Below are 8,450 nucleotides of genomic sequence, written 5' to 3'. Positions count from 1 at the left end.
GGTTCGAGGAAGACGGCGGCGGTGGTGTCGTCCACCGCGGCCCGGAGCGCGTCGATGTCACCGAAGGGGATGTGCACCACGCCGCCGGGCAGCGGGGCGAACGGCGCCCGGTAGGCTTCCTTCGCGGTAAGCGCCAGGGCTCCCATGGTGCGGCCATGGAAGGCCCCTTCGAGCGCGATGATTTTGGTGCGCGGCTTCCCTGGTCTGTCCGGGCTGGCGCCGTCCGCTGCCGCGGCTGTGCTGGCGCCACTGTTCCGCCGCGCCAGCTTGAACGCGGCCTCGACGGCCTCGGTGCCGGAATTGGCGAAGAATACCTTGGAACCGGCCGGTGCCTTGGTGATGTCCAGCAGTTTCTCGGCCAGCGCGATCTGGGTGGGGCTCGTGAAGAAGTTGGAGACGTGGCCCAGGGTGGCGAGCTGGCTCGAGATCACCGAGGTGACGAAGGGGTGTGCATGGCCCAGGGCGTTGACCGCGATTCCGCCAAGCAGGTCCAGGTATTCCTTGCCGTCGGCGTCCCAGACGAGGCAGCCGGAGCCGCGGACCAGGACCCGCTGCGGGGTGCCGAAGACGCCCAGCAGCGAGGAGGAGTACCGGGCCAGCCATTGGGCGCCGGTGGCGTGCGAATGGACCAGCTCCCCGACCGGGGAGTGCTCAAGGTCCGTGGAAGGTGTTTCGATCTGGTTCATTTGTTTTCCTCGTCCGGGACGACCTGCGTGCCGATGCCCGCCGTCGTGAAGGTTTCCAGCAGCATCGAGTGCGGCAGCCTGCCGTCCACGATGTGCGCGCGTTCGACGCCGCCTTCGACGGCTTTGAGGCAGGCTTCCATCTTCGGGATCATGCCTGACTCCAGACGCGGCAGCAGCTCGCGCAGTTCCGACGCGGTGAGCGAGGAAATCAGCGAGGAGCGGTCCGGCCAGTTGGCGAAAAGTCCCTCGACGTCGGTGAGGATGACCAGCTTGGAGGCGCCGAGGGCTTCCGCCAAGGCCGCAGCGGCGGTGTCCGCGTTGACGTTCAGCACCTGGCCGGTGGTCTGCGCCTGCTTGGCTCCCGGGTCGCCACTGCCGTCGTCAAAGATCTCCGGCGCCACCGTCGAAATCACCGGGATCCGGCCGGCCGCGACGATGTCCAGGATTCCCTCGGGGTTCACGCCGACGACTTCGCCCACCAGGCCCAGGTCCACCTCTTCGCCGTCCACGACGGTGCCGGTCCGGACGGCGCGGAGCAGTCCGCCGTCCTCCCCCGACATGCCGACGGCGTAGGGTCCGTGCGAGTTGATCAGGCCCACGAGTTCGCGGCCGACCTGGCCGGTCAGGACCATCCGGACCACGTCCATGGCCTCGGGTGTGGTGACCCGCAGCCCGCCCTTGAACTCGGATTCGATCCCGAGCCGGCTGAGCATGGCGTTGATCTGCGGACCGCCGCCGTGCACCACCACCGGGTGGATGCCAACGTGGTGCAGGAAAACGACGTCCTCGGCGAAGGCGCGGCGGAGCTCGTCGTTGACCATGGCGTTGCCGCCGTACTTGATCACCATCGTGGTGCCGGCAAAGCGCTGGATCCAGGGCAGTGCCTCGATCAGGGTGCCGGCTTTGCCCTGGGCATCGGACATGGACGTGGTCTCGCGGGTCTGGGTGTTCATGCTGTTCGTCCTTACTGTTCGTCCTTCCTGTGCCTTCCCCAGGGGGGGTCAGCTGGAGTAGGCGCTGTTTTCGTGGACGTAGTCATGGGTGAGGTCGTTGGTCCAGATCGTGGCCTCGGCGTCACCGGCCTGAAGGTCGATCTCGACCAGGACCTCGCGGGGTTCCAGGTCCACGAGGCTGCGGTCCTCGCCGATGCTGCCGTTGCGGCAGATCCGGACGCCGTTCATGGACACGTTGAGCTGGTCGGGCTCGAAGGCCGCGTCGGTGGTGCCGACGGCCGAGAGCACGCGGCCCCAGTTGGGGTCCTTGCCGAAGATCGCGGCCTTGAAGAGGTTGGAGCGGGCCACGGCCCGGCTGACCACTTCGGCGTCCTTTTCGCTGGCGGCGTTGAACGTGCGGATCGCAATGTCGTGGCTGGCACCTTCGGCGTCGCCGATCAGCTTGCGGGCCAGTTCTGCACAGACCTGGGTCAGGCCCCTGCCGAACTCGACGGCGGACGGCACGGCACCGGAAGCTGCAGAGGCGAGCAGCACGACGGTGTCATTGGTGGACATGCAGCCGTCCGAGTCCGCCCGGTCAAAGGTGACCCGGGTGGCGTCGCGGAGCACGACGTCGAGCATGTCCGGCTGGACGTCCGCGTCCGTGGTGATGACCACCAGCATCGTGGCGAGCCCGGGGGCGAGCATGCCGGCGCCCTTGGCCATGCCGCCGATCGTGAATTCCTTGCCGTCGGCGTCGGCCCCGGTGAAGACGGCCTGCTTGGACACGGAGTCCGTGGTCATGATTGCGGTGGCGGCGTCGGACCCGCCGTCGGTGCTCAGTGCTGCGGTGGCAGCGCCGATCCCGGCGAGGATCTTGTCCATCGGGAGCTGCTCGCCGATCAGGCCGGTGGAGCAGACGAAGATGTCGGTGGCGGAGATGCCGAGCGCTTCGGCGGTCTTCTCGGCGGTGGTGTGGGTGTTCTGGAAACCCTGCGGGCCGGTGCAGGCGTTGGCCCCGCCGGAATTCAGGATGACGGCGTCCACGCGGCCGTCCTTGACCACCTCGCGGGACCAGTGCACCGGGGCTGCGGCCACCCGGTTGGAGGTGAACACGGCCGCGGCGGCCTTGGAAGGGCCGTCGTTGACCACGAGGGCAAGGTCCGGGTTGCCGGAGGTCTTGAGGCCGGCGGTGACGCCGGCGGCGCGGAACCCCTGGGGGGCAGTGATGCTCACGGTGCAACTCCCTGCAGATCGAGGCCGGCGGTTTCCGCCAGGCCGAGGGCAATGTTCATGGACTGCACGGCCCCGCCGGCGGTCCCCTTGGTCAGGTTGTCGAGGGCGCACGTGACGATCAGCCGGCCGGTGTGCCCGTCGAGTGCCAGCTGCATCACGGCGTGGTTGGATCCCTGGACCGACTTCGTGGAGGGCCAGCGGCCTTCGGGCAGCAGGTGCACAAACGGCTCGTCGTCGTAGGCCTCGGCCCAGGCGCGGCGGAGCTCCTCGGCGGTGACGCCGGGACGCACCTTCGCCGTCGCCGTCGTGAGGATGCCCCGGCTCATGGGAGCCAGCGTGGGCGTGAACGACACGGTGACCGGGGCGTTCAGGGCGTTGGAGAGCCCCTGCTCGATCTCGGGTGTGTGGCGGTGTCCGCCGCCCACACCGTACGGGCTCATGGAGCCCATCACCTCGGCGCCGATCAGGTTGACCTTGGCGGCCTTTCCGGCCCCGGAGGTGCCGGACGCGGAAACGATAACGACATCGTCGGCCTGGAGCAGGTGGTTGCTGAAGCCCGGGACGAGGGCCAGCAGGGCCGACGTGGGGTAGCAGCCCGGGACGGCGATCCGCTTGGCGCCGCGGAGCGCCTCGCGCTGGCCGGGAAGTTCCGGCAGACCGTAGGGCCAGGTGCCGGCGTGCGGGGAGCCGTAGAACTTCTCCCACGCGGCGGCATCCTCCAGCCGGTGGTCGGCGCCGGCATCGATCACGACGGTGCCGGCCGGCAGTTGGGCGGCGATCTCGGCGGAGGCACCGTGCGGCAGCGCAAGAAACACCACGTCGTGTCCCGACAGATTCTCCACCGTCGTGTCTTCGAGGATGCGGCTGGCCAGACCGTGGAGATGAGGCTGCAATTCCCCTAGTCTGGAACCGGCGTTGCTGTGGGCCGTGATGGCGCCGATCGTGACGTCGGGGTGGCCGGCCAGGAGCCGCAGCACCTCGCCGCCGGCATAACCGCTAGCGCCGGAGACGGCAACAGAAATAGTCATACCAAGGACTATACAGCAAGAGTATGCATAGATGCCGATATTTATGCATTCAATGGTGCGTGCCCCGCCGGGCCGCCAGGCGCCGGGTTCGGGAGGGCCCGGGATTGGCCGGGGGCGTATGCTTGGTTAAGGGTGATCCAGACCGTGCAGTCCGAATGTCGGATGCAGCGTTGCCCGTAACAGTTACGAGGCACGCGCTCCATGACCCCCACCACTGCTACGCCGGAGCGCCCGAGATCGCGCGTCCGCCAGCCCAACGCCGTCGTCCTGAGCTATTCGGAACTCCTTAAGACCGTCAAGGCCGCAGGCCTGCTCGAACGCCGCGTCGGCTTCTACATCACGGTGTTTTCCGTCCTGGTCCTCCTGATGACGGCCACCTGGTTCGGCTTTGCCCTCATCGGCGACAGCTGGTTCCAGCTCCTCATCGCCGCAGCCCTGGGCATCCTCTGCACCCAGCTGAGCTTCCTGGCCCACGAGGCCGGTCACCGCCAGATCTTCGCCTCCCGCCGCGCCAATGACTGGGCCGCACGGCTGCTCGCCACGTCGGTCGCCGGGATCAGCTATTCCTGGTGGGAGCAGAAGCACGGCGCACACCATAACCACCCGAACGTCATTTCCAAGGACCCGGATATCGCCACCGGCGCCATCGCCTTCTTCCCGGAGGCCGCCGCTACCCGGCAGGGACGGTTCTCCTTCCTCACCCGCAAGCAGGGCTGGCTCTTCTTCCCGCTGCTGTTCCTCGTGGGCCTGGGCCTGCAGATCGATTCGATCAAGTTCATCTTCCAGCGCGCCAAGGTCACGCACCGCTGGGTTGAAATCCCGATCCTCGTGGTCCGCCTCAGCCTTCTGCCTGTGCTCGCTTTCACCTTCCTGCCGTGGGGCATGGCGCTCGCGTTCATCGCGGTCCAGCTCGCTGTCTTCGGGTTCTACATGGGCGCCTCCTTCGCGCCGAACCACAAGGGCATGCCGGTCCTGCCGGCGGACAGCCGCGTGGACTTCTTCAGCCGCCAGGTCCTGACGTCCCGGAACATTTCCGGCGGCCGCTTCATGGACATCCTGCTCGGCGGCCTCAACCGCCAGGCCGAGCACCACCTCTTCCCGGACATGGCCCGCCCGCAGCTCGACAAGGCCGCCGTGATCGTCCGCGAGTTCTGCGCGAAGCACCAGGTTCCCTACACGGAAACCACCCTGCTGCAGTCCTACGGCATCATCGTCCGTTACCTCAACGACGTCGGACTCTCCGCCGGGCGCCATTTCGAGTGCCCGATGGCCACGGTGACCCGCCGCTTCTAAGCGGCCGGCCGGCTCCGCGAACGCGGAAGGGTTCCGCCCGCGGCCCTGATATTCCTGTTTGACCCGAAGTGACGGCCGGANCCGGCCGTCACTTCGTCGTTGGCGCCGGTGTCCCTAGGATGGGTGCAGGATGAGGGCCCGGAACTTCCCGCCCGGAATTTCCGCCCAGCACCAACAGACCAGGCAAGGAGACACATGATGCATGCAATCGTCGCCCGCGAGGCCGGGGGCCCCGGGGTCCTCACTCCGGCCGAGGTGGAGCGCCCGGTTCCGGGTCCCGGCCAGCTGCTGGTCAAGGTCGCCGCCGTCGGCGTGAACTTCATTGACACCTACAAGCGCAGCGGCAGCTACAAGGTGGCCTACCCCTTCACCCCCGGCTCCGAGGCCTCGGGCACCGTGGAGGAACTCGGGGACGGCGTGACCGGTTTCTCCCCCGGCGACCGGGTGGCCACGGCCGAAGGCATCAACTGCTACGCCGGCTACGCCCTGATCGATGAGGACAAAGCGCTGCCGGTCCCCCACGGCGTGGACGACTTCACCGCCGCCGCGCTGCCGCTGCAGGGCATCACCGCGCATTATCTGATCAATTCCTCCTTCAAGGTGGAGCCGGGCCACACCGTCCTGCTGCATGCCGGAGCGGGCGGCGTCGGTCTCCTGCTGATTCAGCTGCTCAAGGCCAGGGGCGCACACGTCATCACCACCGTCTCCACCGATGACAAAGAGCAGCTGGCCCGCGAGGCCGGCGCGGACCATGTGCTGCGCTATGACGGCTTCGCCGCCAAGGTCCGTGAACTGACGGACGGGGCCGGCGCGGACGTCGTGTACGACGGCGTAGGGAAGGACACCTTCGACGGCTCCCTCGCTTGCCTGCGCATCCGCGGCACCCTCGTGCTGTTCGGTGCCGCGTCCGGGCCCGTGCCGCCGTTCGACCCGCAGCGGCTCAACGCCGGGGGCTCGCTGTACCTGACCAGGCCGACGATCGCCCATTTCCTCCGCGACGCCCGGGAGCGCCGCTGGCGCTCGGACGAGCTCTTCGCCGCGGTGGCCAACGGAAGCCTCAAGGTCCGGGTTGGCGCCCGCTACGACCTCGCGGAGGCCGCCCGGGCCCATGACGACCTGGAGCAGCGGCGCACCACGGGCAAGGTCCTCCTGGTTCCCTAGGCCCGGTCCCCGGGGTTCCCTGGGTCCGGTCCGGGCACACCCTGGGGGGGACAGTGTGCGCACGTCCGTACAGAGGCGGAGTATTAACACAAAGCGACCGCGGACACGTTCCGTTCACCTAGGCCGGAGACGATTCCCCCGTGACTGAGCAACAGCAGCAACCCGCAAACGGCGACCTTTCGCAGGCCACCGCCACCGTCAGCCCGGTTTTCCCGGCGCAGCTTTCAGGGACCCTGGCCACACCGCCGGAGCGGACCCTCGTCGACATCCTGCTGGACACGGCTCAGCGCTTTCCGGATGCATCGGCGCTCGACGACGGCCACCAGTCGCTCAGTTACGCCCAGCTGCTGGCCGCAGTCCGGGCCAAGGCGAGGGAGCTGCATTTCGCCGGCCTCGGTGCCGGGGACAAGATCGGCGTCCGGATTCCCTCCGGCACCAATCATCTCTATGTTTCAATCCTGGCCATCCTGATGGTCGGGGCGGCGTATGTCCCGGTGGACGCGGACGACCCGGAAGAGCGTGCCAGGCTCGTGTTCGGCGAAGCACGGGTCGCCGGGACGCTACGCGGAGCCGGGGAGGTTGTGACGGAGGGCCAGCGGCCCCTCCCGTTCCCCGCCCCGCGGCTTCCCGGCCCGGACGACGACGCCTGGGTGATCTTCACGTCGGGGTCCACCGGAACGCCCAAAGGCGTCGCCGTGCAGCACCGCTCCTCGGCCGCTTTCGTCGACGCCGAGGCCCGGCTGTTCCTCACGGAAGATCCGATCGGTCCGCAGGACCGCGTCCTGGCCGGCCTGTCAGTTGCCTTCGACGCCTCCTGCGAGGAAATGTGGCTTGCCTGGCGGCACGGCGCCTGCCTCGTCCCAGCGCCGCGGGCCCTGGTCCGGACCGGCATGGACCTCGGCCCCTGGCTGATCAGCCACGGCATCACAGTCGTTTCCACGGTGCCCACCCTCGCCGCACTCTGGCCGGTGGAGTCCCTCGAGAGCGTCCGCCTGCTGATCTTCGGCGGCGAGGCGTGCCCGCCGGATCTCACCGAGCGGCTGGCCGTCGAAGGCCGCGAGGTCTGGAACACGTACGGCCCCACCGAGGCAACCGTCGTCGCCTGCGCTGCCAAACTGGGCGGCCCCGGACCGATCAGGATCGGCCTGCCGCTGGATGGCTGGGACCTCGCCGTCGTCGACGCCAACGCCCTGCCGGTCGGAGAAGGAGAAATCGGCGAACTGATCATCGGCGGCGTCGGGCTGGCCCGGTATCTGGACCCGGCGAAGGACGCCGAGAAATATGCCCCCATGCCGTCGCTGGGCTGGACACGCGCCTACCGCTCTGGCGACCTGGTCCGCTACGAAGCCGAGGGGCTGGTCTTCCAGGGCCGCGCCGACGAACAGGTCAAGCTCGGCGGGCGCCGGATCGAGCTGGGCGAGATCGACGCCGCCCTGCAGTCCCTGCCCGACGTTGCAGGCGCGGCCGCAACCGTGCAGACGACGGCGGCTGGAAACCAGATCCTTGTCGGGTACCTGGCCCCGGCCGGTGGGCGGGATCTCGATCTGGCCGCCGCACGGGAGCTCCTTGGCCAAAGCCTGCCGGCCCCGCTGATCCCGCTGCTGACCGTGGTCGATTCGCTGCCCACCAAGACCAGCGGCAAGGTGGACCGGCACGCGCTGCCGTGGCCGCTGCCNNNCGCCGCTGCGGCCCCGCTGAACCTCCCGGACGATGCGGCCTGGATCGTGGAGCAGTGGAGCGCGGTGCTTGGCGGCGCCGTGTCCAACCTGGACGCCGATTTCTTCGCCTACGGTGGCGGGTCCCTCGCCGCCGCGCAACTTGTCTCGGCCCTCCGCGTTCGCTACCCCACCATCACGGTGGCCGACATCTACGCCACCCCCCGCGTCGGCGCGCTCATCGACACCGCGCGCCAGTCGCTGCCCGAAGGCGGGGCCGGCCCCGCCCCGGAGCGCACGGTCCGCCGCACCGCCCGGAAGTCTCAGGTCTTCCAGACCCTGATGGGTGTCCCGCTGCACCTCCTGGTGGGCATGCGCTGGCTGACCTACCTGATGGCGGCGAACAATCTGCTCTCCTCCCTTGCCGGCTTCACGGCGGCGCCCACCGTGTCCTGGTGG

Annotated in this window: 7 protein-coding genes; 3 read left to right on the top strand and 4 right to left on the bottom strand. The window is 68.8% G+C overall.

Annotated elements, in window-relative coordinates:
* The 4 genes from K789_RS0112505 to argC form a co-directional block, all read right to left on the bottom strand.
* On the bottom strand, positions 1-686 hold a 686-nt coding region (locus K789_RS0112505; protein WP_024367043.1), incomplete at its 3' end, for an aminotransferase class III-fold pyridoxal phosphate-dependent enzyme.
* Positions 683-1,639 (bottom strand): acetylglutamate kinase, encoded by a 957-nt coding sequence (gene argB / locus K789_RS0112500; protein ID WP_024367042.1) that lies wholly within the window; start codon positions 1,637-1,639, stop codon positions 683-685. The genes argB and K789_RS0112505, both read right to left, overlap by 4 nt.
* 48 nt (positions 1,640-1,687) lie before the next feature.
* Positions 1,688-2,854, bottom strand: a complete 1,167-nt coding sequence (gene argJ, locus K789_RS0112495; protein WP_024367041.1) for a bifunctional glutamate N-acetyltransferase/amino-acid acetyltransferase ArgJ — start codon at positions 2,852-2,854, stop codon at positions 1,688-1,690.
* Positions 2,851-3,882, bottom strand: a complete 1,032-nt coding sequence (gene argC, locus K789_RS0112490) for an N-acetyl-gamma-glutamyl-phosphate reductase (RefSeq protein WP_024367040.1) — start codon at positions 3,880-3,882, stop codon at positions 2,851-2,853. The genes argJ and argC overlap by 4 nt, the downstream gene beginning before the upstream one ends.
* Positions 3,883-4,083: 201 nt before the next feature.
* Between argC and K789_RS0112485 the strand changes: the two genes are divergently transcribed.
* The 3 genes from K789_RS0112485 to K789_RS0112475 form a co-directional block, all read left to right on the top strand.
* Positions 4,084-5,175, top strand: coding sequence for a fatty acid desaturase family protein (locus K789_RS0112485; RefSeq protein WP_024367039.1), 1,092 nt, complete (start codon positions 4,084-4,086; stop codon positions 5,173-5,175).
* A gap of 195 nt (positions 5,176-5,370) precedes the next feature.
* Entirely contained in the window at positions 5,371-6,336 is a 966-nt protein-coding gene (locus tag K789_RS0112480) for a quinone oxidoreductase family protein (RefSeq protein ID WP_024367038.1), read from the top strand.
* Positions 6,337-6,569: 233 nt separating this feature from the next.
* Positions 6,570-8,450, top strand: a 1,881-nt coding sequence (locus tag K789_RS0112475) for a non-ribosomal peptide synthetase (protein WP_035739681.1), incomplete at its 3' end; no start/stop codon positions are given.

Origin of the sequence: Arthrobacter sp. TB 26 (assembly GCF_000427315.1) — a bacterium.
Classification (GTDB): Bacteria; Actinomycetota; Actinomycetes; order Actinomycetales; family Micrococcaceae; genus Arthrobacter.
Note: the sequence above shows the minus strand (reverse complement) of the source record. Positions and strands in the feature narration are given on the sequence as shown.

Excerpts from the sequence above, each read along its gene's own strand:
- argC (WP_024367040.1), bottom strand. The coding sequence starts at position 3,882 with ATGACTATTTCTGTTGCCGTCTCCGGCGCTAGCGGTTATGCCGGCGGC.
- argB (WP_024367042.1), bottom strand. The coding sequence starts at position 1,639 with ATGAACACCCAGACCCGCGAGACCACGTCCATGTCCGATGCCCAGGGC.
- K789_RS0112480 (WP_024367038.1), top strand. The coding sequence starts at position 5,371 with ATGATGCATGCAATCGTCGCCCGCGAGGCCGGGGGCCCCGGGGTCCTC.
- K789_RS0112485 (WP_024367039.1), top strand. The coding sequence starts at position 4,084 with ATGACCCCCACCACTGCTACGCCGGAGCGCCCGAGATCGCGCGTCCGC.